Source organism: Agriterribacter sp., from assembly GCF_035497235.1.
Classification (GTDB): Bacteria; Bacteroidota; Bacteroidia; order Chitinophagales; family Chitinophagaceae; genus Agriterribacter.
In genome coordinates, this window is the sequence record NZ_DATJEB010000030.1 from 59,279 (window position 1) to 79,347 (window position 20,069).

The 20,069-nt window shown below is 43.6% G+C and carries 17 protein-coding genes and 1 pseudogene; 1 reads left to right on the top strand and 17 read right to left on the bottom strand.

What is annotated here, in order from left to right:
• Nucleotides 1-15: 15 nt before the first annotated feature.
• The 6 genes from mnmE to VL121_RS08240 all read right to left on the bottom strand — a co-directional run bounded on the left by mnmE (nucleotide 16) and on the right by VL121_RS08240 (nucleotide 5,149).
• The gene (gene mnmE / locus VL121_RS08215) at nucleotides 16-1,398 is read right to left on the bottom strand and encodes a tRNA uridine-5-carboxymethylaminomethyl(34) synthesis GTPase MnmE (protein ID WP_325404067.1); all 1,383 of its coding nucleotides are present in this window, start codon (nucleotides 1,396-1,398) and stop codon (nucleotides 16-18) included.
• A 20-nt stretch (nucleotides 1,399-1,418) separates the two neighbouring features.
• On the bottom strand, nucleotides 1,419-1,931 hold the full coding sequence (locus tag VL121_RS08220; RefSeq protein ID WP_325404068.1) for an ExbD/TolR family protein: 513 nt from the start codon (nucleotides 1,929-1,931) through the stop codon (nucleotides 1,419-1,421).
• A gap of 142 nt (nucleotides 1,932-2,073) precedes the next feature.
• The gene (locus VL121_RS08225; protein ID WP_325404070.1) at nucleotides 2,074-2,901 is read right to left on the bottom strand and encodes an energy transducer TonB; all 828 of its coding nucleotides are present in this window, start codon (nucleotides 2,899-2,901) and stop codon (nucleotides 2,074-2,076) included.
• A 56-nt stretch (nucleotides 2,902-2,957) separates the two neighbouring features.
• Nucleotides 2,958-3,488, bottom strand: coding sequence for an ExbD/TolR family protein (locus VL121_RS08230; protein ID WP_325404072.1), 531 nt, complete (start codon nucleotides 3,486-3,488; stop codon nucleotides 2,958-2,960).
• A gap of 69 nt (nucleotides 3,489-3,557) precedes the next feature.
• Nucleotides 3,558-4,220, bottom strand: coding sequence for an ExbD/TolR family protein (locus VL121_RS08235; RefSeq protein ID WP_325404074.1), 663 nt, complete (start codon nucleotides 4,218-4,220; stop codon nucleotides 3,558-3,560).
• A 65-nt stretch (nucleotides 4,221-4,285) separates the two neighbouring features.
• Nucleotides 4,286-5,149, bottom strand: a complete 864-nt coding sequence (locus tag VL121_RS08240) for a MotA/TolQ/ExbB proton channel family protein (RefSeq protein ID WP_325404076.1) — start codon at nucleotides 5,147-5,149, stop codon at nucleotides 4,286-4,288.
• Between the two features lie 319 nt (nucleotides 5,150-5,468).
• On the opposite strand from VL121_RS08240, the gene VL121_RS08245 reads away from it, so the two are divergent.
• Complete coding sequence (locus VL121_RS08245; protein WP_325404078.1) at nucleotides 5,469-8,015, top strand: zinc-dependent metalloprotease; 2,547 nt, start codon at nucleotides 5,469-5,471, stop codon at nucleotides 8,013-8,015.
• An 80-nt stretch (nucleotides 8,016-8,095) separates the two neighbouring features.
• Here VL121_RS08245 and VL121_RS08250 read toward each other — a convergent pair whose 3' ends face one another.
• The 11 genes and pseudogenes from VL121_RS08250 to nuoF all read right to left on the bottom strand — a co-directional run bounded on the left by VL121_RS08250 (nucleotide 8,096) and on the right by nuoF (nucleotide 20,057).
• Nucleotides 8,096-9,376: an ABC transporter permease gene (locus tag VL121_RS08250; RefSeq protein ID WP_325404080.1), complete on the bottom strand. Its 1,281-nt coding sequence runs from the start codon at nucleotides 9,374-9,376 to the stop codon at nucleotides 8,096-8,098.
• Nucleotides 9,377-9,453: 77 nt separating this feature from the next.
• Complete coding sequence (locus VL121_RS08255) at nucleotides 9,454-10,827, bottom strand: NADH-quinone oxidoreductase subunit N (protein WP_325404082.1); 1,374 nt, start codon at nucleotides 10,825-10,827, stop codon at nucleotides 9,454-9,456.
• Between the two features lie 71 nt (nucleotides 10,828-10,898).
• Nucleotides 10,899-12,377 carry a complex I subunit 4 family protein gene (locus VL121_RS08260; protein WP_325404084.1) on the bottom strand — a complete coding sequence of 493 codons (1,479 nt, stop codon included), beginning with the start codon at nucleotides 12,375-12,377 and terminating at the stop codon, nucleotides 10,899-10,901.
• Nucleotides 12,378-12,380: 3 nt separating this feature from the next.
• Nucleotides 12,381-14,273, bottom strand: a complete 1,893-nt coding sequence (gene nuoL / locus VL121_RS08265; RefSeq protein WP_325404086.1) for an NADH-quinone oxidoreductase subunit L — start codon at nucleotides 14,271-14,273, stop codon at nucleotides 12,381-12,383.
• A gap of 56 nt (nucleotides 14,274-14,329) precedes the next feature.
• Nucleotides 14,330-14,665, bottom strand: a complete 336-nt coding sequence (gene nuoK, locus VL121_RS08270) for an NADH-quinone oxidoreductase subunit NuoK (protein WP_325404088.1) — start codon at nucleotides 14,663-14,665, stop codon at nucleotides 14,330-14,332.
• A gap of 105 nt (nucleotides 14,666-14,770) precedes the next feature.
• A complete protein-coding gene (locus tag VL121_RS08275) occupies nucleotides 14,771-15,271 on the bottom strand; it encodes an NADH-quinone oxidoreductase subunit J family protein (RefSeq protein WP_325404090.1) in 501 nt (166 codons plus the stop codon).
• Between the two features lie 28 nt (nucleotides 15,272-15,299).
• A complete protein-coding gene (gene nuoI, locus VL121_RS08280) occupies nucleotides 15,300-15,857 on the bottom strand; it encodes an NADH-quinone oxidoreductase subunit NuoI (RefSeq protein ID WP_325404092.1) in 558 nt (185 codons plus the stop codon).
• Nucleotides 15,858-15,944: 87 nt separating this feature from the next.
• Nucleotides 15,945-16,994, bottom strand: coding sequence for an NADH-quinone oxidoreductase subunit NuoH (gene nuoH / locus VL121_RS08285; protein WP_325404094.1), 1,050 nt, complete (start codon nucleotides 16,992-16,994; stop codon nucleotides 15,945-15,947).
• 70 nt (nucleotides 16,995-17,064) lie between these two features.
• Entirely contained in the window at nucleotides 17,065-18,204 is a 1,140-nt protein-coding gene (locus VL121_RS08290; RefSeq protein WP_325404096.1) for an NADH-quinone oxidoreductase subunit G, read from the bottom strand.
• Nucleotides 18,205-18,260: 56 nt separating this feature from the next.
• Nucleotides 18,261-18,560 (bottom strand): annotated as a pseudogene (locus VL121_RS08295) (GxxExxY protein); the annotation flags it as partial.
• 141 nt (nucleotides 18,561-18,701) lie between these two features.
• Nucleotides 18,702-20,057: an NADH-quinone oxidoreductase subunit NuoF gene (gene nuoF, locus VL121_RS08300; RefSeq protein ID WP_325404098.1), complete on the bottom strand. Its 1,356-nt coding sequence runs from the start codon at nucleotides 20,055-20,057 to the stop codon at nucleotides 18,702-18,704.
• Nucleotides 20,058-20,069: the final 12 nt, after the last annotated feature.

Here is a 20,069-nt window from a genome sequence, read left to right on the forward strand (position 1 = left end):
GCTGGTTATAGCTTTCTACTTCCCAATGCAAAACTTCCCGAATATCGTTCCCAGTATATCGCGGTCAATTTCTACCTGCCCGGTTATTTCACCCAGGTAGTGCAGGCAGCGGCGGATATCTAAAGCCAAAAAATCCCCGGTAAGATTATTATCCATACCGGCTTTAATATCGTTCAAACATTCCAGCACTTTTTGCAAAGCGGCAAAATGCCGGGCATTGGTAACAATGGTATGCTCGGTTTGGATGGTTTCTCCTATAGCCCTTTCATACATCACTGATTTCAACGTTTCAATACCTTCTTTGTTTTTGGCAGATATATATATCCCCAATGCCGGATCTGCTCCTGGAGCATTTGCAGGAAGATTTGCGGAGGAAACCTGGTCATACTTATTGTATACTTCAATAACTTTTTCGCTGTATGGCTTCAGCCAGCTAATTCCCGACCGGTCGTTATCGGTCAGGTCTGCCAGGTGAATAATAATATCCGCTTTCTCTGCATTATGTCTGCTGCGTTCAATACCCAGCTTTTCAATACGGTCGGTAGCATGCTCCCTGATGCCCGCGGTATCTATCAGCCGAAACAAAACGCCGTTAATATTCAGCACTTCTTCAATAGTATCCCTTGTTGTGCCTGCAATGTCGCTTACAATAGCCCTTTCTTCATTGAGCAGGGCATTCAGCAGGGTTGATTTACCGGCATTAGGCTTACCAATAATGGCTACGTTAACCCCATTTTTAATGACGTTACCTAACCTGAATGAGTGTAGCAATTGTGTAGCAGATACCATTAACTGCGCAATGAGCCGCTCCAGTTGCAGGCGGTCGGCAAATTCCACATCTTCCTGCGAAAAGTCGAGCTCCAGCTCAATAAGGGCCGCAAAGCCGATCAACTGACCGCGCAGCGCTTTTAAATCGAAAGAAAAGCCGCCACGCAACTGCTTAAGCGCTGTTTGTTTGGCAGCCAGGGAGTGCGCCGCAATAACATCCGCCACGGCTTCCGCCTGGGTAAGATCCATCTTCCCATTTAAAAATGCTCTTTGGGTAAATTCACCCGGCTTGGCCAGGCGGGCCCCTTTTTGTATACAGGCCGCAATGATCTGCTGCTGAATAAAGGGTGAGCCATGGCAACTGATCTCTGCTATATTTTCGCCTGTATAAGATTTAGGTGCTTTGTACAACGATACCACCACTTCATCCAGCTCTTCTTTATCATTTTTCAGCATCCCCACATGCAGGGTATGAGATGCCTGGTCTGACAGGTTTTTACCTGTAAATAATGCATCTGCAATAGCAATGCTGTTTTCGCCGCTTAGCCGTATAATGCCTATTGCTCCAATACCCGGCGGCGTAGCCAGGGCTACAATCGTATCATCCCATGCTGAAAATGTGTGCGACATACGGCAAAAATACAATTTGGCTAAGGTGTAGCCAGCAGTAATTTTTTGTCGGCCTGGTCCACATCGGTAATAGCATATTTTTTTACTCCACTGATGGTCATTTCATCTAATGCGGCTACTAATTGCCGGTAGTTGCTTTGTGTTCCCGGCTTAATAATTACCATCAATGCTGCCTGGTTACCCAGGGACTTTTGTTTCTGAGTAATTATACTACGCAAGGCGGCCGGCGCAAGAAACATGTTAATGGCATGAATGCCGGATGGTTCCTGTGCAAAGCCTTCATAGCATATTGCATTGCCATCCTGAGCCAGCAATACCGTTAACGTACGGCTTTCAGCAAAAGGTGCAGACGGACCATCGGCAGGTAGCAGCAGTTGCATGGCAGTGTGCCTGTTTAACACAGTATTAAAAATAAAAAATGTAATAAGCAAAAAGCCCAGGTCCACCATGGGTGTCATATCAATGCGCAATGCTTTGATTCCGGTGGCACGGTATTTCGCTTTTCCCAGTACCGGAAGATTAAGATCGGCCATGGCATTTGTTTATATTATGAGACAGGAATTTCATGTCTTTCCACAAATTGCCTTAAGATTTCTTTGTAGTACTACCTGCACAAAAAATCCCCGCTGTTTTACAACAACGGGGATTATATAAACATGATTATTAAAAAAACTACTACTCTTCAGAAATCTTGAAAGTAACCGGTTGCTTACGGTAGGCTTTTACCTTACGTCCGTTTTGTTCCGCCGGCGTCCATTTAGGCCCTCTTTTAATGGCATTTACACAAATTTCTGCCAGCTTGGTTCCTTTCATGGTCAATGCTTCCACTTCACTTATATTTCCTTCCCTGTCCACAATAAACTGAACTACACATGTACCCGCTTTACCGGCATCCTGCAGCTCATCAATATAGCGGTTAATTTCTCTTGAAATATATTTCGACCATGCGCCATCTCCACCCGGAAACTTGGCTTCAATTTCCACCTTTTGAAACACTTTGTCTTCATCATCTACCACTGGCGCTGCAACTACACCGCCTTTGTCTTCAACAGGGGGGGCAACTATTCCCAAATCTTTTACACCTTCCTGGTTAATCGTGCTGATGGTAGCTTCCTTCAACTCTTCAATTTCCTTCATTTCTTCTTCCGGCTTCACCTCTTCATCTTTTACCACTTTAGGCGGGGTAAACTTAGCCATTTCAACCTTTGGGGGATCCGGCGGCTTTGGTGGTGGCGGCGGCGGTGGTTCCAGCGGCTTTTCTTCCTGCACATTGGTCAGTTCCACATCTTTAGCCTCTATTACTACTGCTTTTTTAGGTCCTTCCAGTTTTTCTCCCAGTAAAGACGCCAGCACAATAAACAAAGCCAGTGATGCGGTGATGATCAATGCGGTAGTAAGCCTTTTGTTATATTTTGACCGCAGTTCATAAGCGCCGTAGCTTTTATTTCTTCCCTCAAATATAATATCGAGAAGACTGGCGCCTGGTATTTTGCTTACATCCATGATGACCTTTTTTAATTAAATATAAGATGCGGGGATTTGCATAAATCCACAAACTTTTACTGAATATTGTTGGCCTTTTCTGTTGCCACCAATAATTCATTTTCAACGGGTGAAATGGGTACCAATGCATATTTCTTTACTTCATTGATGGTCATTTCATCCAGTATTGCCACTACATTCTTGTAGTTTGCCTCATCATTGGGTTTAATTACCACTACAAAATCTTCGGGCTTGGTTGATTTCTTTTTATTGATAACAACCTCCCTTATATCTTTATAGTTGGTGTTCTGTATTTTGGTAGGATCATCTCCTTCATAATAATACAACCCGTCTGATTTGCCCAGCATGATCGTTAAAGCGCCGGAAGCTTTTACCTTGGTTTGTTCTTCCAGGTTCTCTGTATCCTTAGGCATAATCAATTGCATAGCCGTAGGCTGTGCCATGGTTGTGGAAAATATAAAGAAAGTGATCAGCAGGAACCCGAGATCCACCATGGGGGTCATATCCACCCTGGTAGAAAGTTTCTTGGCTTTTTTGACTCCCGGTCCTTTTTTACCGCCACCACCTGATACATCTATATCTGCCATAAAACTGTTTTTAAATAAATGATATAAAGTTACGTTATGCTGTCCTTAGCCGGTTTTGTTTCATCCGGCTTAACCACCGCCAGCCTTTTTAATAATTTCCTCTCTTGAATTCCAAAGCGGCGTACCAACGGGCGCATCCTGGAATTTGGTTACCAACTGGAACTTATTGATATCATTCCGCTTGAAAGCTTCCAGTACGTTTCTCACCACCGGGAACTTTGTTTCGCTATCGGCTTTTATTAACCAGGTTATTTTTTTACCGGCGTAGGTAGACTTTGCATCTCTTACCCAAAAATACAGTTCACCCCCGGTAGAATCAGGCACAGGAATACCCGGCTGCCTTACATTCTTTTGCTGCTCGGGATCCATAGATAACAACTCTTTCATTCCTGCAAATGGCACACCCAAACTGGGCGCATTGGTAAAAGCCTTAATGTTGGCAGGGCTAAGACCCATTTGCCGGGTTTCATTTAAGTTATTGGCTATCGATTCACGCGCTTTGGGGTCATCCATTTGAACAAATACCCTTCCGTCCTTATCTATTGTTACCATAAAAGCATCCATCTCCGGCACTTTATCAGCCGAAACGGAGCTGGGGAATTTTACTTCCACCGGCTCTACGGGTTTAAACTTGGTAGCAAGAATGAAAAAGGTAAGGATCAAAAACGACACATCCACAAAGGCGGTCATATCAACCCAGGTACTTTTCCTTACTATTTTAGCTTTAGCCATTTCTAAAAATTTTAATTGACTTATAAGATGCAATACCGCTCACATTCCATACGCAATGGCTCAACTTATTTATATTGAGAAGCGAAGCTCTGTGTAAGCGTAAATCCTGATTCGTCAATACCATAAGTGATCCCGTCAATCTTAGTAGTAAATATATTATACATGATAAGGGCAAAAGCTGAAGTAGCGATACCCAGAGCGGTATTATACAATGCTTCAGCAATACCAACTGCCAGTTCTGCAGCGGCGCCGGCGCCACCTTCTTCACCTAATGCTCCGAACGACCGGATCATGCCCATTACTGTTCCCAGTAACGCAACCAGTGTACCTACGGAAGTGATGGTAGACAAGAAAACAAGATTTTTTTGCATCATCGGCAATTCTAACGCGGTAGCTTCTTCTACTTCTTTTTGAATAGCCACTACTTTTTGTTCTGTAGTAAGTTCAGAATCGGTGATCAGTTCTTTATAACGCCTGAGACCCGCTTTCATAACATTACCTACAGAGCCCTGCTGTTTATCGCACTCAGCCAACGCGGCATCTACATTTTTGTTAGCCAGGTGATACTGCACTTTTCTAACAAATTCAGAAATAGACCCTTTTCCGGATGCTTTATTGATGGTAAGAAACCGTTCAATAGAAAATACAATTACCATTAAAAACATGCCGATCAATATCGGTACAATAATACCGCCTTCATAAATACCATGCAAAGCGCCGATGGGGCCTTTATGATTGGGCCAAAATCCACCTTCCGGATCAGGCTTGGTAAAGCCGGAGTCGCTACCCAAAATATATCTCCAGATAATATATCCGGCAATAATGCATACAATTGGGGCCAGCCATGAAATAATGTTGCTGCCTCCTCCTTTTGGTTGAACTGATGTTGATGCCTTCACAGCAGACGCGGTTGGTTTAGTTTCAGCCATAACTCTTGTTTTTTTGAATTAAAGATTTTACAATTTTAAAAGTGTGTGGTTTTGATTCACAATTCTACTGAAAAAAAAAATTAAATTGTTTAAATGCCAGTAGAAAAAATTTTATTTGGGAGGCACAATATAGCAAATTTCTTATACCAAACAACAGATTTGCATTTTGTTTTTATTACCTCAAACGGTCACCAGCATAGTTTGTGTTAGCCAAACAATATATTTGCATCGGCAAAATACAGCTTCCTGCAAAAAGAAGTATATTTTTTTGTGACCCGTAATTTTTATCCTTCAGGTATCAAATATTACTTACATGCATATGAAACAATTTATTTTAGCCTGTTTGCTGCTTGCCGCGGCCGGAACAGTAACGGCACAGCATAAAAAAAAGCCTGCTGCGCCCACCTCCCCCACACCGGCTCCCAGCCCTCCTGCCAGCCCTAAAAAAGGCCCCCAACCCTACAAAGAAGTTATTACGAACAAAGCCAGAACAGACAGCGGGTTGTTTGGGGTACATAAAATAGAAGATAAATATTATTTTGAAATAGCAGATTCCCTTTTATCCAGGGATATCCTTATTGTAAACCGTATTTCCAAAGCCGCGGCGGGTATGCGCAATTTCTTCTTTGGCTATGCCGGCGACCAGATCGGAAGTAATGTGATCCGCTTTGAAAAAGGTCCTGATAATAAATTGTTCCTCAAAAAAGTTTCTTTCGATGAAATATCTAAAGATTCAACACAGGCAATGTATAGGGCCGTTACCAATTCCAACGTATTGCCTATTGTGGCTGCGTTCGACATTAAGGTATTGCCTACCGATTCTACAGGAACCGTGATAGACTTTACAGATTATATTTCGGGCGACAATGATGTATTGTTTTTTTCGGGAAATGCTAAAAGTACTTTCCAGGTTGGCGCTTACCAGCCAGACAAATCTTATATTACCGCTGTAAAAAGCTACCCGCTTAACATCGAAATTAAAACCGTAAAAACATACAGCAAGGGTGGCGGCGCCAGCCCCCTTACCGCCCGAACGCCTGTAACGGCCGGTTCCACGCAAAGCATACTGTACACCCTTGAGCTGAACAGCTCAATGGTATTACTTCCGGCGGTTCCGGCAAGGCAACGTTTTTTTGACCCGAGGATAGGCTATTTCGCCAGGAACTATACCGATTTTGACGCTAACCCGCAGGGCGTAAAAGATATTTCCATTATTGTTCGCTGGAAGCTGGAGCCTAAGGATGAAGATGTGGAAAAGTATAAAAGGGGGGAACCGGTAGAACCTAAAAAACAGATCGTATACTATATTGACCCGGCTACACCTAAAAAATGGGTTCCTTATCTTATACAGGGCGTTAACGACTGGCAGGCCGCGTTCGAGAAAGCGGGATTTAAAAACGCCATCGTTGCCAAACCGGCGCCGGCGCCCTGGGAAGACTCTACCTGGAGCCTTGAAGATGCCCGGTATTCGGCCATTGTATATAAACCTTCTGTTGTGGCCAATGCCAGCGGGCCTAATGTACATGATCCCCGCTCGGGAGAAATATTAGAAAGCCATATCAACTGGTATCACAATGTGATGAACCTGCTCCGCGACTGGTATTTTATTCAATGTTCACCAACAGACCCACGGGCCCGTAAAATGGAATTTGATGATGCACTCATGGGTCAATTGATCCGTTTTGTTTCATCGCACGAAGTAGGACATACCCTTGGACTCCGTCATAATTTTGGCTCAAGCTCCGCCACACCGGTGGAAAAACTAAGAGATAAAGCCTGGGTGGAAGCCAACGGGCATACCGCTTCTATTATGGATTACGCCCGGTTTAATTATGTAGCCCAACCCGAAGACAGCATTTCCGAAAAGGGTTTATTTCCCCGTATTGGCGATTATGACAAATGGGCTATAGAATGGGGCTACAGGTGGTTTCCAGCGGCTGCCACGCCGGAGTCGGAAATACCTGTTTTAAATAAACTGACCATAGAAAAATTACAGGATAAACGACTTTGGTTTGGCACAGAATCGAATGCCGATGATCCGCGCTCACAAAATGAGGACCTTGGTGATAACGCCATGAAAGCGGGTGCCTATGGTATTAAGAACCTGCAGCGCATTGTTCCCAACCTAATGGAATGGACAAAAGAAGCAAATACGGATTATCAAAACCTTTCGGATTTATATACCCAGCTAACCACCCAGTACGGACGGTATATGGGTCATGCCGCTAAAAATATAGGCGGCATATATGAAACACCTAAAACCGTGGAGCAACATGGACCCGTATACGCCTATACGCCAAAAGCCGTTCAAAAAGAAGCAATGGCTTTTTTGATCAAACAATTATTCGTTACCCCGCAGTGGCTTATCAGTACCGACATCCTTAACCGCATTGGCAATACAGGCATATCGGTGGTGAGCAGCAGGCAGGATGCCGTTTTAAGCCGTATTATCAGCACCAGCACCATAAGCAAACTGCTTAGCATGGAAGCCGAACTTCATACCGATGCTTACAAAGCAGCCGATATGCTGAATGAGCTGAAGCAGGGTGTATGGACCGAACTTAGCGCAAGAAAACCGATTGATATATACCGGCGTAACCTGCAAAAATCTTATGTAGAAAGGGTTGGTCAAATCATTAACCCGGCGGCTATATCTCCGTTAGGAGGTATTTCATTCCGCATTGGTGCTCCTGCGGCTATGACGGATACCCGGAAAAGCGATATTATTTCGGTGCTGAAAGGTAACCTGCGTGCTTTACAGGCAGAAATAAAAGCAGTATTACCGGCTACGGGCGACAGGATGACTAAGTATCATTTGCAGGATGTGAATGACCGGATTACCGAAATACTGGATCCGGGAAAATAGGCTTTTTCAAACCTGGTAGAAATTTTTAAACGGTAACAGCCCGGTTATTATTTAGTGCAATTTTAATGGCGGCGCTTTTGCTATTCGTAGCGGAGCGCCACAATAGGATCTAATTTAGAAGCTTTCCATGCCGGGTATATACCTGCCGCCAAACCTACTGCGGAACAAATAAGGATAGCGATCAGTATCAATAACCAGGGCACAAAAAACGGCACCTTCATCAGCATACCCACCAGGTTGCCCACAATAATACCTAATATAATACCAATAGCAGCCCCCATTAAGCTGATGAGTATGGACTCAAAGAGGAATTGCTGGCGGATATCCTTCTTTTTACCGCCAAGAGATTTTATTAATCCTACTTCTTTTGTTCTTTCCGTTACCGCTACCAGCATAATATTCATTAGCCCTATGGCCGCTCCTACAAGGGTAATGAACCCGATGCCGCCCGCCGCTAATGAAATGCTTCCCAGCAGGCCAATAAAGGTTTCGGCTAATGCATCGCTTTTATCAATATAAAAATTACTTTGTTCCGTAGTAGTAAGATTCCGGATAGGGCGAAATACGCCTTCCGCTTCCCCAATAGCATCATTCAACTGGTTTACATTGCTTACCTGAACGCCAATATAATAGGAAGCATTCCCTACAGAAAATAAACGCCGCAGGGTATTGTAGGTAGTAAATACCGCATTATCGGCCTGCATGAAGGAACTGCTTCCCCGGCTTTTTAAAACCCCAATCACCCTGAATTTATTAGCACCTACTCTTATCACTTTATCCAATGCCTGTTCTACCCTGTCGCCAAAAAATTTTTTAGCTACATCATAGCCCAGTACACATACATTTCTTGCGCTTTCAATATCTAAGCGGTTAAAATCGCGCCCATACTCCACTTCGTAACCATTTAAAGTAAAGTAGTTTTCATCTCCTCCCGACACGCGTACATTGGGGTTGGTTTTTTTATTCTCAAAGAAAATAGTTTGGGAGCCTACGCCACCCAGCCCTATACTTACTTTTGCAGGATAATTATACCGCGCTTTAAAAGCTTTAGCCTGCTCATAGGTTATAGGCTTGCCGCTATTTGATTTTTTGATTTTTTTATTGGTGCTGCTGCTGGTTTTGGTAACATCTCCTCCCCCGTCTCCAAAACGTATCTGCCTTTCCCTGAACCGGATGCTAAAGGAGTTGGCACCCATAGTAGCAAAACTGTCTTTTAAGCTGGAGTTCATTGCCTGTATGGCGGTAATAATACCTACCAGCGCCATTATACCAAATGCAATAATGGCAACGGTAATGCCGGTACGCAGTTTGTTGCCCCGAACGGTTTTATAAGCCAGCGCAATGGTATCCTTTATATTCATGCCTGCATAATGTAATTTAAAATTACGGATACATATTCCATCTGCAAAATGGCTTGTGATGAACGGAACAGGTATTTTTAATAATACAGTCCCTTTAACAGCAAATGGGGGAACATGCCTAAAAGAATAATCAGCGCAGCGGTAATACACAAAGTAATCTTAAAAGCAGGAGAAACCGGTGTTATCTGCGCGTTGCCATCTTTGAAATACATAGACTGAATAACACGGAAATAGTAATAAGCGCTTATGGCAGCCATTAATACGGCAAAAATAACCAGCCATAAGTGGTTGCCGCTTTTTACAGCGCCCATAAGCATATAATACTTGGCAAAAAAGCCGGCAGTTAAGGGAATACCTGTAAGGGAAAGGAGGAAAACAGTATTCGTTAAGGCAAGCAAGGGCTGTGTTTTGCCCAGTCCGTTAAATCCCTCTAAGGAAAAGTCTTTCATTTTGGCCAATACGGCAAAGCTTCCTATGGTAGCCAAACTGTAAGCCGCAGTATATAATATCAGCCCTTCCCTGGCAAAAGTATTTAATCCAAATAAGGCAAACAGCATAAAACCGGCATGCGCAACGCTTGAGTAGGCCAGCATTCGTTTTACACTTTGCTGAAAAACTGCGGTAATATTTCCTATGAATAAGGTAGCAGCGGTAAGTAAGGCAATCAATAACTGCCACTCAGCATGAATTTTACCAAAGGCGTTATCAAATAAATGAAGGAATGCCATAAAGGACGCCACCTTAACGATTGTAGCCATAAAAGAAGTAACCGCCGTAGGAGCGCCATCATATACATCGGGTACCCAAAAATGAAAAGGTGCCGCACTTACTTTAAATGACATGGCCACCATCAGCAGCACAATCCCGATAACCATCATAGGCTGCAGCCCTGCAATACCCAGGTTCATAGCTTCAATATAAAAAGTGCCGGTAGCCCCGTATAAAAAAGCGATGCCCATAAGCATGATACCCGTAGAAAAAACGCCCATCAAAAAATATTTGAGCGAGGCTTCATTGCTTTTAAGATTCCGCTTGTCGCTGCCCGCCAGTATATATAATGGGATAGTAATAATTTCAATTCCAAGAAACAGCATCAGCAGCGTATTGAAAGAAACTGCTATACATACACCGCAAAGCACAAAAAAGATCAAAGCGTAGTATTCATATACATCCGGACCTATCGCCTCGAACTCTCTTGCATTTAGTATAAAAAAGAGCAACGTGCAGGCAAAAGCAGTAGCGTTGAAAATTTGGCCGAAAGGAGTAAATTTCAGCATTTGTCCAATATCTGCGTAGATATACCAAATATTGTAATATTCAAGAAAATTAACCGTCAGCAGGCCAATTATTCCTACCAGGGCAATATACTTTGCCAGGGACTTTTTTTTCAGAAAAATTCCACTGAACATCATTACCACGCCCCATAACGCCGATAAAATAATTGAACTCATAATATTAAATAAACCCTTTTCAAGTTGTTGTTTCTATTTTTTAAACGCCTCCCCATCTTACCATCTTACCCCTACAATCCCATTATCCGGTTCATAAATACATTTACGGTATCTTTTGTGAGGTCTAATAACAGTTTGGGATACACGCCCAGTAAAAGAATGATGATCACCACAACCGTTAGCGCAGCGGCAGCGCTGCCTTTTACCATGCCTGCACCTAATGCGGTAAGGCTATTGGTATTGCCGTAAAATACTTTTTGCACCATGTTCAGCGTATAAACTGCCGATAGAATTATAGTTGTTAATGCTATAGCCGCGGTCCATTTTCCATACACGAACAGCCCGTTAAACATTAAAAATTCGCCCACAAAAGCGTTTGTGAGCGGTAAAGCAATATTAGCCAGGGCAATGATCACTAAAAAAACGGTAAGTACCGGTGCGCTGGATGCTATTCCACCCAGTTCCGAAATCTTTCTCGTACCAAAATGTTTTTCTATCAGCTCCACTACTATCCACAACCCAATAATGTTTATACCATGATTGAACATTTGCAGCATTACGCCTTCGGTTCCGCTTTGATTGCCTGCAAATACAGCAGCGCACATTAGTCCTACATGCACAATAGAAGAATAGGCAACCAGGCGCTTCAGATCATCCTGCACCCATGCAACGCAGGAAGCGTAAACCATACCCGCCACCGAAAGCCCGATAACGATATTAGTAAACAGCCCGGTAGCATAAGGGAACACGGGTATCAGCCAGCGGATAAGGGCAAATACACCCATTTTTACCATTACCCCGCTCAGGATCATAGTAACCGGTGCTGTGGCCTGCTCATAGGCATCGGGCTGCCAGGTATGAAACGGAAACAGGGGCATTTTTACAGCAAAGGCGGCAAAGAACAGCCAGAAAACCAGTTTCTCCCCGCCTGGAGGAAGCTTTGCTTTCAGAAAAGAGTGAATCGAAAAACTACTGTCGGGCGTATGCAGGTATACGTAAATGATACCCACCATTAATAACAGTGATGCTGCAAAAGTGTATACAAAAAATTTGAATGTTGCCTGTATGCGTTTTTCGCCCCCCCATTGTGAGGCCAGGAAATAGATAGGAATAATAGCCAGCTCCCAGAAGAAGTAAAATACCAGCGCGTCCATAGCGCAAAACACACCCATTAAACCCGTTTGGGACAGCAGCATCAAGCCATAAAAATTATTGGGCTTTGAATAGCTGGTATTATAAGTAGTTAAAAAAGCAAGCGGGAAAGCAAGGGCGGTCAGCAAACAAAGCATACGTCCCATGCCATCATACATGAGCGCGAAGCTGCTGCCGATGGAAGGCATCCACACATAGCTTACATTATTAAAATGGAAATAATTTTTATCGGTAAAAAAGAAACTGGCAGCTACTATAGCAACCGTAATGAAAGAAGAAATGACCGCCCATTGTTTCGCGCTGTTGCCTTTCACCAGAAAAAAGGCTATCAGTCCGCTCAGCAGGGGAAACCATATCAGCAATTCCGGAAATGTAATTAAAACGTCATTAGGGTTCATAGCTTATAGTACAAACAATTGAATAATGAATAAAATCAACACTGCCACCACCATCATTAAAATATACGCACCCACCTGCCCGTTTTGCAGCAACCGTAACTGACGGCCGCCATAGTTTACCAGTTTACCCACGCCATTTACGATACCGTCTATCCCCAGTTTTTCCACTACATTGTTCAATAGTAAAGATAAGCTGCGCAATGGCTGAACAATAACCGTATTATACAGCTCATCTACATACCATTTGTTTTCCAGCACTTTGCCAAAACCCGTTGCAGGCTCCATATCCGGCTTTTTGCTGAACCGGCTTACCGCGTATAATATGGCAAGCGCCGACAGTCCTCCGGAAACACCCATCAGCAGGTATTCTGTTGCGTGATCCAGGTGAGGCGCATGTTGCAGCGCAACGGAACCGGCAAAAACAGGCGAAAGAAAATGGTCGAGTTCATGTGTTCCGCCCAATACTGCCGGGATGCCAATAAGTCCGGCAACGGCAGACAGCACCGCAAGAATGATCAGGGGCCATGTCATTGCTTTGGGCGCTTCATGCAGGTGCTGTTCCTGCTCCTGTGTTCCCCTGAATTTTCCAAGGAAAGTTGTGGCATACAGCCGGAACATATAAAACGCCGTAAGTACCGCGCCCAGCACACCAATGATCCAGTAAATTTTATTTACAGAAAATGCCGCGGCTAATATCTCGTCTTTAGAAAAGAAACCGCTAAGCGGTGGAATACCCGAAATGGCAATACAGGCCACTAAAAAGGTCCAGTGCGTAGTGGGTAAATGTTTTTTCAGTCCGCCCATTTTTCTCATGTCCTGTTCCTGGTGCATAGCGTGTATAACAGCACCTGCGCCAAGAAATAATAATGCCTTAAAGAAAGCATGCGTCATTACATGAAATACAGCCCCGGTATACGCACCAACGCCTAAACCCAAAAACATATAGCCCAACTGGCTTACGGTAGAATAAGCCAATACTTTTTTAATATCATTTTGTTTTAACGCAATAGATGCTGCAAGTATAGCAGTAGCCAGTCCAACTATAGCCACTACCCCCTGCGTAGTGGGAGCCAGCGTATATAAAATATTGCTTCTTGCTATCATGTAAATACCGGCGGTAACCATGGTGGCGGCGTGTATGAGTGCCGATACGGGTGTAGGTCCGGCCATAGCATCGGGCAGCCAGGTATATAAAGGTATTTGAGCGCTTTTGCCAACGGCACCAAGAAAAAGCAGCAGGGTTATGCCCACCAGCACGGTATCATTTAATGGCATGCCGGCGGCCTTACCCAATACATCTGCAAAATTTAAAGAGCCAAAATGCTGGATCATCCAGAATACTGCCAGCAGGAATCCGAAGTCGCCAATGCGGTTCATAATAAATGCCTTTCTTCCCGCGGTGCTAAAGTCCTTGTTCTTAAACCAGTATCCTATCAACAGGTAAGAACACAGCCCTACGCCTTCCCAGCCAATGAACATTATGAGATAGTTGGCGCCAAGCACCAGCAGCAACATGGAAAACACAAAAAGATTGAGAAAGGAAAAATACCGGGCATAATGAGCGGAGGTTTCTTCCTGCATGTAAGCGGTTGAGTACACATGAATCAAAAAACCCACACCCGTTATAATAAGCATAAATATAGCAGACAACTGGTCTACCTGGAAAGCAAAGGGTATTTGCAATGACCCAATGGAAATAAAATCAAAAAGCTGTACCACACCGGTGTGTCCCGCTTTTACTTCAAAAAACAGGATAACGCTGATAATGAAAGAAGCCAGTATAACCCCACTGCCAATAATGCCGGTGAGTGATTTGGATAAACTTTTCCTTGCCAGACCGTTGATCAGAAAGCCCATCAGCGGAAAGAGGGGAACCAGGTAAACTAATTTACTCATATCAGATCAGTTACAAAAAATAAATAAAGAAAAGCCCTGATTTACTTCCTGCACGTTTAATGTTTTAGTCTGTTTAAAAAATTCACATCAATGGAATGGGTGTTCCGGTACATCATCACAATAATTGCCAGCCCCACGCTTACTTCGGCAGCAGCCACTACCATCACAAAAAACACGAACAACTGCGCGTCTGTTCCTGCTTTTGTTGCCGCGTCAAAAACTGAAGCGGACAGGTAATGCATTTTTGAAAATGCCACCAGCAGCAAATTAACCGCATTAAGCATAAGCTCCACGCACATAAAAATAATAATCATGTTGCGGCGGGTTAATACCCCTATGATGCCGATGCAAAACAACGCCACGGATAAAAATATATAATGATTGATGGTCATATTCTTTACAAGTTACAGGTTGCAGGTTACAAGTTCCAGGGCTCAGGATTTAGATTACAAAATGTATAGGCACACTGCCCCACACTTACTACTTATCACTTACCCCTAACTCTTCTTCCCTATTACTACTGCCCCTACCATGGCACTTAAAAAAAGCACGCTGCTTATTTCAAACGGCAATATATAATCTTTAAATAACACCATTCCCAAATTATTGATCAGTCCTATATCGCCCGTTTGCATGACTACTTCACGGCGCATGGCTTCCGTATCTTTTAAAGCAGCTATCAATACCAGCAGCAGGCTGCCTCCGGATAGTACACCCGCAAATTTCAGCCATTTCTTTTTTAATGGCGGAGCGGGCATATTAAGATTCATAAGCATTACTACAAAAAGAAAAAGCACCATAATAGCGCCTGCGTATACAATAATATTTACAATGGCCAGGAACTGTGCATTGAGTAACACGTAATGCCCCGAAATAGAAAAGAAAGTTACAATCAGCCACAGTATACTGTATACGGGGTTTTTACTGAAAATAACCATCAGTGCACTGCCAAGTGTTAATATAGTAAGGAACCAGAAAAGAAGCTGTGTTATTCCCATTATTTTAATTCGTTCGTTTTGGTATATTTCAGGATGTAAGATTTTTCTTTTTATCTATAAGCCCTTTTGCCCTGGCATATTCCTCCGGTTGGGTAACCGGATCGGGAATAAGAAGGTCGGATTTGCCATAAATAAAACTCTTGCGGTTATAATTAGCAGGTGCAAAAGTTTCACTTAAATAAATGGCATCTTTAGGACAGGCTTCTTCGCACAGCCCGCAAAAAATACAGCGCAACATATTGATCTCATATTTGGCCGCATATTTTTCTTCCCTGTATAAATTTTCTTCGCCTGGTAAACGTTCAGCAGCCTCCATGGTAATAGCTTCTGCCGGACAAGCTACAGCGCAAAGTCCGCAGGCGGTACACCTTTCTCTTCCTTCTTCATCGCGGTTCAATACCTGCAGCCCCCTGAATACCGGGCTAAAGGGACGGGTTTGCTCAGGGTATTGTATGGTAACTTTCTTTTTAAAGAAATGTTTCAGTGTAATAGCCATCCCCTTAAATATCTCCCACAGGTATATCTTTTCAAGCCAGTTCATCGGCCTGCGGTCAACCATTTTGGCTCTTTGTGTTAACGCATCCATATTTACTCCTTTGATTCTTCCGTAAAGGAAGTTTTAAAAGTTGTACAAAAGTATTTTTATCAGCTATACCACCCAACTAATTCAATGCTATTTCATTGTAAATAACAATACTACCGCCCCGGTTATCACCATATTCAATAAAGCCAGCGGAATAAGCCCCTTCCAGCCCAGGTTCATTAACTGGTCGTAACGGAATCTTGGCAAGGTCCATCTTATCCACATGAAAATAAAAATAAGAATAAAGGTTTTGCCGAATAATGCCAGTAATCCAACCAGCAGCGCTGTAATACCCGAAAGTTTCGCCTCATCTACAAAAGGCATATCATACCCGCCCAAAAATAATGTAGTTATAATAGTACAACTGATAAACATGTTAATATACTCGGAAAAGAGGAAAAAGCCCAGCTTCATAGAGGAGTACTCCTGGTGATACCCCATATTGAGTTCGCTTTCCGCTTCGGGTAAATCAAATGGAGCGCGGTTACATTCTGCCAGCGAACAAATAAAGAACAGCAAAAAACCTAAGGGCTGGTAAACGATGTTCCACCAGTTACCCTGTATCTGCTGTTCGGTGATGGTTCTTAAACTGAGCGATCCTGTGAGCATAAGTAATGCTATAAGCGAAAGCCCCATGGCCAGTTCGTAACTGATAGCCTGGCTGGCACCCCGTAATGCCGCCATTAAAGAATATTTATTATTGCTTGCCCAGCCTCCTATCATCATACCATACACACCTAAACTTACTACACCAAAAATATACAGGATGCCAATGTTAATGTCTGCTACCTGCAAATCTACCATGCGGCCACCCAGTTCTATTTTACCGCCCCAGGGTATTACCGCCGATGTCATCATGGCGGTAAGCATGGCCAAGCAAGGACCGAGGATAAATAAAAACTTACTGGAATTACTGGGAATGATCTCTTCTTTGAAAAACAGTTTTAACCCGTCTGCCAGTGGCTGCAACAGTCCAAAAGGGCCCGCCCGGTTAGGACCAAGCCTGTCCTGCATAAAGCCGGCTACTTTCCGTTCGGCGTAAGTAGCATACATAGCCACTACTAATGATACGGTAATTATAATGGCGATTAATATCACTTTTTCCAGCGTAAAAGCCCAATCAAAAGCGAGTAATGTCATAAGTTTTTGTATTCTAATAGTCTGTCAATTGGTTGAATCATATTACCACGGATCGGTCGCTTCACTATTTTTATTTCTTTTCTTTTGCTGCCGGTGATGGCTTATCATTTATTTCTTTCTTTTGCTCAAAATCGGTAGAATGCGCCGGACCCGGTATGGCTGCCAGGTTAAGTTCCGGTGGATTTACCTCACTTACACTGTGTATATCCATTAACAGGTTAGGCTGCCTGCCTTTCATTATTTTGCTGAATGTTTCATTGGGCTTTGTTGTTCCCACTTTCCCGGCATAGTGTCCCTGGGATATTACCGAATGGCGGTTAATATCAGCAGGGCCTTCAATTTCCCAATCACGGATATCCTTTTTTTCAAACCGGCATTCATTACAAATCCAGTCTTCCACTTCTCCCCACTGATCTTTGCGGCCGGTTACCCTCAGAATCTCATCACCTCTTAACCAGGCATGTACTTTACCGCAGCATTTGCTGCAATTGCGATGTGCTTTCACCGGTTTGGTAAACCATACCCGGTTTTTAAAACGGAAGGTACGGTCTGTTAAAGCGCCTACAGGGCAAACATCAATTACGTTGCCTATAAAATCGTTGTCCAGCGCTTTTTCAATATGGGTAGCAATTTCCGCCTGATCGCCCCTGTCTAATATGCCATGCACTCTTTTATTGGTTAGCTGGTCGGCTACGTATACGCAACGGTAACACAGGATGCACCTTGTCATGTGCAGTTGAATATAGGGTCCCAGGTTATGTTTTATGAAGGTTCTTTTCTGAAATTCAAAACGGGTGCCTTCTGTGCCATGCGCATAGCTCAGATCCTGCAAATCGCATTCGCCGGCCTGATCGCAAATAGGACAATCGAGCGGGTGGTTGATCAATAAAAATTCCACTACGCCCTTTCGCGCATCCAATACTCTTTCGCTGGTAATGTTTTTAACAATCATTCCATCCATTACGGTGGTTCTGCACGATGCCACTAATTTGGGCATGGGTCTGGGGTCTGCCGTTGAACCGGCCGCCACTTCCACCAGGCAGGTGCGGCATTTACCGCCACTCCCTTTTAATTTGGAGTAATAGCACATAGCGGGCGGCGTTACCTCGCCTCCAATTTGCCTTGCGGCATTGAGGATGGTTGTACCCGGTTCTACCTCAACGGTAATGTTGTCTATGGTAACCTTAAATAATTTTTTTTCTTCAGCCATAGTTTATGTTTCACTTGTTTCACGCGGCGAACGCAACGAAAAGCGGGCGCAGCGTTTTATAATTTATTCGCTATGCGATGAATTCCCGTTTTAAGTAACACCACATTGAAATTAATCAACAACCCTAATCGAATATCTGAAAGCTTTAAATAGGTTAATAATTGTTTAAAGTGTATATCTGCTAATGTTTCAATGCTCTTAATTTCTATTATAATTTTATTTTCAATAACAACATCAGCCCTGAATCCCACCTCGAGTTTAATTTGGTCATGAACTAATGGAATTCCCTGCTGCCGTTTATAGGGTATGCCCGTTTTACTCCATTCATAACAGAAAACTTCTTCATACACACTTTCAAAAAGCCCGGGAGCATACTACCGGTGAATCTTAAAAGCAATATCCAATGCTAATGTAGCAATTTCATTTTCTGTCATAAGTTAGCTTTATTCGCTGCTCCTTTGCGAGCGCTGCGAGAAAATCATCCAGGAAAAGCCGGGTTAGACATTTACAGCTTCCCTCGGGTCGGCGTAATGCGCCAGTCCGAAATTCCTTTTCAGGCATTCTTCGGGATGACGTACATGCCATTCAAACTCATCACGGAAATGACGGATAGCCGCTGCTACGGGCCATGCCGCCGCATCACCGAGCGGACAAATGGTATTGCCTTCAATTTTACGCTGTATATCCCACAATAAATCTATATCGCTCATCTTCCCTTTACCTGTATCTATGTTCTTTAAAATTTTTTCCATCCAGCCTGTGCCTTCCCTGCATGGACTGCATTGCCCGCAACTTTCATGACGGTAAAACCGCGCCAGGGTATAGGTATGTTTTACTATGCACTGGTCTTCATCCAGTACCACAAAACCACCGCTTCCCATCATGCTGCCGGTAGCAAAGCCACCATCGCTCAAACTTTCGTAGTTCATATAGCGGGTTTCGCCTTTAGCGGTTTTTAATAACAGGTTAGCCGGCAAAACAGGAACGGAAGAACCACCCGGTATACAGGCTTTTAGTTTTTTACCATTGGGTACACCGCCACAATATTCATCGCTAAAAATAAATTCTTCCACACTAATGGTCATGTCAATTTCGTACACGCCGGGTTTATTAATATTACCACAGGCCGAAATTAATTTGGTACCCGTTGAACGCCCTGCGCCAATTTTAGAATAGGCTTCGCCACCCATATTAATAACAGGCACAATAGCCGCCAGGGTTTCCACATTGTTAACCACAGTGGGTCTGTCCCATGCACCTTTTATTGCCGGAAATGGAGGCTTAATGCGCGGATTGCCTCTTTTGCCTTCGAGCGATTCGATGAGGGCCGTTTCTTCTCCGCATATATAGGCGCCGGCGCCGCGGTGTACATATATTTCACAATCGAAACCGGTACCCAAAATATTTTTACCGAGCCAGCCATTGGCTTTGGCTTCCGCGATAGCCTGCTCCAGTATATCGGGTATCCAGGCATATTCACCACGTATATAAATATATGTGGCATTACTGCCTAAGGCAAAGGAGCTAACAATTAATCCTTCTATCAGCAGGTGCGGAATAAATTCCATCAGGTAGCGATCTTTAAAAGTACCCGGTTCGCTTTCATCGGCATTACATACCAGATGGCGCGGAACGCCCTCGGGTTTGGCAATAAAACTCCATTTTAACCCGGTAGGAAAACCAGCACCGCCACGGCCACGTAAGCCGCTTTTTTTCACTTCTTCCACTATAGATTCAGGCGTCATTTCCTTAAACGCTTTTTCCACGCTGGTATAGCCACCATTTTTACGGTAGGCATCGTAGTAGCGGATACCTTCAACTCCCGCATATTCTAATAATAATTTTCTACCCATATTATAATCAGC

Coding starts and splice junctions, on each gene's coding strand:
- VL121_RS08230 (WP_325404072.1), bottom strand. CDS start 3,488: ATGGCAGATATAGATGTATCAGGTGGTGGCGGTAAAAAAGGACCGGGA.
- VL121_RS08260 (WP_325404084.1), bottom strand. CDS start 12,377: ATGAACCCTAATGACGTTTTAATTACATTTCCGGAATTGCTGATATGG.
- nuoI (WP_325404092.1), bottom strand. CDS start 15,857: ATGGATGCGTTAACACAAAGAGCCAAAATGGTTGACCGCAGGCCGATG.
- VL121_RS08250 (WP_325404080.1), bottom strand. CDS start 9,376: ATGAATATAAAGGATACCATTGCGCTGGCTTATAAAACCGTTCGGGGC.
- mnmE (WP_325404067.1), bottom strand. CDS start 1,398: ATGTCGCACACATTTTCAGCATGGGATGATACGATTGTAGCCCTGGCT.
- VL121_RS08245 (WP_325404078.1), top strand. CDS start 5,469: ATGAAACAATTTATTTTAGCCTGTTTGCTGCTTGCCGCGGCCGGAACA.
- VL121_RS08275 (WP_325404090.1), bottom strand. CDS start 15,271: ATGGGAATAACACAGCTTCTTTTCTGGTTCCTTACTATATTAACACTT.
- nuoH (WP_325404094.1), bottom strand. CDS start 16,994: ATGACATTACTCGCTTTTGATTGGGCTTTTACGCTGGAAAAAGTGATA.
- VL121_RS08290 (WP_325404096.1), bottom strand. CDS start 18,204: ATGGCTGAAGAAAAAAAATTATTTAAGGTTACCATAGACAACATTACC.
- VL121_RS08235 (WP_325404074.1), bottom strand. CDS start 4,220: ATGGCTAAAGCTAAAATAGTAAGGAAAAGTACCTGGGTTGATATGACC.
- nuoK (WP_325404088.1), bottom strand. CDS start 14,665: ATGACCATCAATCATTATATATTTTTATCCGTGGCGTTGTTTTGCATC.
- nuoL (WP_325404086.1), bottom strand. CDS start 14,273: ATGAGTAAATTAGTTTACCTGGTTCCCCTCTTTCCGCTGATGGGCTTT.
- VL121_RS08220 (WP_325404068.1), bottom strand. CDS start 1,931: ATGGCCGATCTTAATCTTCCGGTACTGGGAAAAGCGAAATACCGTGCC.
- VL121_RS08240 (WP_325404076.1), bottom strand. CDS start 5,149: ATGGCTGAAACTAAACCAACCGCGTCTGCTGTGAAGGCATCAACATCA.
- nuoF (WP_325404098.1), bottom strand. CDS start 20,057: ATGGGTAGAAAATTATTATTAGAATATGCGGGAGTTGAAGGTATCCGC.
- VL121_RS08255 (WP_325404082.1), bottom strand. CDS start 10,827: ATGAGTTCAATTATTTTATCGGCGTTATGGGGCGTGGTAATGATGTTC.
- VL121_RS08225 (WP_325404070.1), bottom strand. CDS start 2,901: ATGGATGTAAGCAAAATACCAGGCGCCAGTCTTCTCGATATTATATTT.